The organism is Oleiphilus sp. HI0117, from assembly GCF_001635235.1.
On record NZ_LWGA01001047.1, the window covers coordinates 1 to 1,694 of the forward strand.

General features: G+C 43.1%; 1 protein-coding gene and 1 pseudogene. One reads left to right on the forward strand and one right to left on the reverse strand.

Annotation, left to right across the window (positions count from 1 at the left end; genetic code table 11):
* Positions 1–318, forward strand: a pseudogene (locus A3757_RS27005) (multidrug transporter); the annotation flags it as partial.
* Positions 319–321: 3 nt separating this feature from the next.
* Here the strand turns inward: A3757_RS27005 and A3757_RS18790 are convergent.
* Positions 322–1,284 carry a YheT family hydrolase gene (locus A3757_RS18790; protein ID WP_068510646.1) on the reverse strand — a complete coding sequence of 321 codons (963 nt, stop codon included), beginning with the start codon at positions 1,282–1,284 and terminating at the stop codon, positions 322–324.
* Positions 1,285–1,694: the final 410 nt, after the last annotated feature.

Consider the following 1,694-nt stretch of genomic DNA (forward strand, 5'->3'; position numbering starts at 1 on the left):
GGGATGGAAGATGCATTTCGTTTTGACCGCTTATCTGGACGTTACCATTCAATAGATGATGAAAGAAATAAGCCCAGGACGCTGTTTAATCTTTGGCAGGCTGACAAGGGCTCAGAAAATACGCTGCCTGTGCTTAGAGATTTTAAGCAATGGCTAACTAGTTATAAGTGGCTGCCAGGGGCGAGCTTGGTTTACGGGAGTGGTACCTTTATTCCTATGAAAGACCGGGCTCGGTTTAGCGTTTATTTGAGTGAGGGTGGTTTGCAGGCTCGAGCGGAGAATGTTCAGGCACACGAGGCAATTGAGAGCTGGCTTTAAGCTTTAAAACCGGCTTAAGCGATTTAAGTATTCAATCGCACGTTCTTCTGACCAGTAGAGTCCTTCTTTGTTAAAGCCCATAAAGCCAACATGACCACCAAAACGTGGTGTTTCTAGCTCGAAGCAAGGGTTGCTCTTCGCTGCTTCATGTGGGAAACATTGCTTTGTGAGGAATGGGTCATCTAACGCGCTGATAAGTAGTGTTGGTGTATTTATCTGTTCTATATACCTGCTAGAACTCGATTTGTACCAGTATTCTTCTGCACTAGCAAAGCCGTTTAATGGTGCAGTGTAGCGCTGGTCAAAGTCGTAAAAGGTTTTCAGTTTTCTAAAACCTGTTAGGTCAACTTCTTGCGGGAAACGAAGCTTTTTTTCTTTAAGTTTTGCTTTAAGGCTGAACAGGAAATTTTTCATGTAAATTTTATTCTGTGGCAGCGCTAACTGTTTTGAGCTGCTAGTTAAATCACATGGAACAGAAAAGGTAACGGCGCCGCTGACTTCTTTGGGAACGTCTTCGGATTCGCGGCCAAGGTATAAAAGTGTCTTATTGCCACCAATGCTAAAGCCAACTAAGCAGACCTCTTCGTAACCTTGTGCTATGGCATGCTTAACAACGTATTGTAAGTCTCCTGTTTGACCGCTGTGGTATGACTGGAGCTTTCTGTTTGGTTCGCCACTGCATGAGCGGAAGTTCCAGGCAAGCACATCCCAGTTGTTCTGGAGCGCAATTTTCGCCATGCCGAGTATGTATGGACGTTTACTATGTCCTTCAAGGCCATGACTAAGCACCACAAGCCTTTTAAGAGGGCTTTGCTTGTTCTTGGCCCAATCCAGGTCGATAAAGTCTTGGTCGGGTGTTTCCAGGCGCTCACGAGTATAAAAGTCAGCTGATACCTTTCTGAAAACTGAAGGATAGACGCTCTGAAGGTGGCCATTTCTGGCCCACCAGGGAGGAAGGTATTCCATTTATTTATCACCCAGCAAAAAATATCTGGTGATTATGCGGCAAAACAGGCCGCTGTTAAATACTAAAAGTCGAGAAGCTGTTGAACGAGGAAGCCAAGCATGATGCCAGTGATGCTCATGGCCAATACGATGTCGATAAAGGTAAAAGGTTTACTTTCTTGTCTCATGATCTACTCTCTTCTTTATTTGCGACACTAATTACTCAGGTAATGAACCAGCAGCTAAGATAAGTTTGCTAGTTCACGGTAGGTCGCAATTTAAAATATCCTTGTAATGTCGTTGTGGTTATATTGTAACTAAATTATTGATGCTTTTTAGGGCTCTAATTTAAAACAATGTTAAATGTGAGTTTATGTATCTGAGCGTTTGTTAATTTTTAACAAAGCTAATAGAAACGTCTAATTGCGTCG

Coding starts and splice junctions, on each gene's coding strand:
- A3757_RS18790 (WP_068510646.1), bottom strand. CDS start 1,284: ATGGAATACCTTCCTCCCTGGTGGGCCAGAAATGGCCACCTTCAGAGC.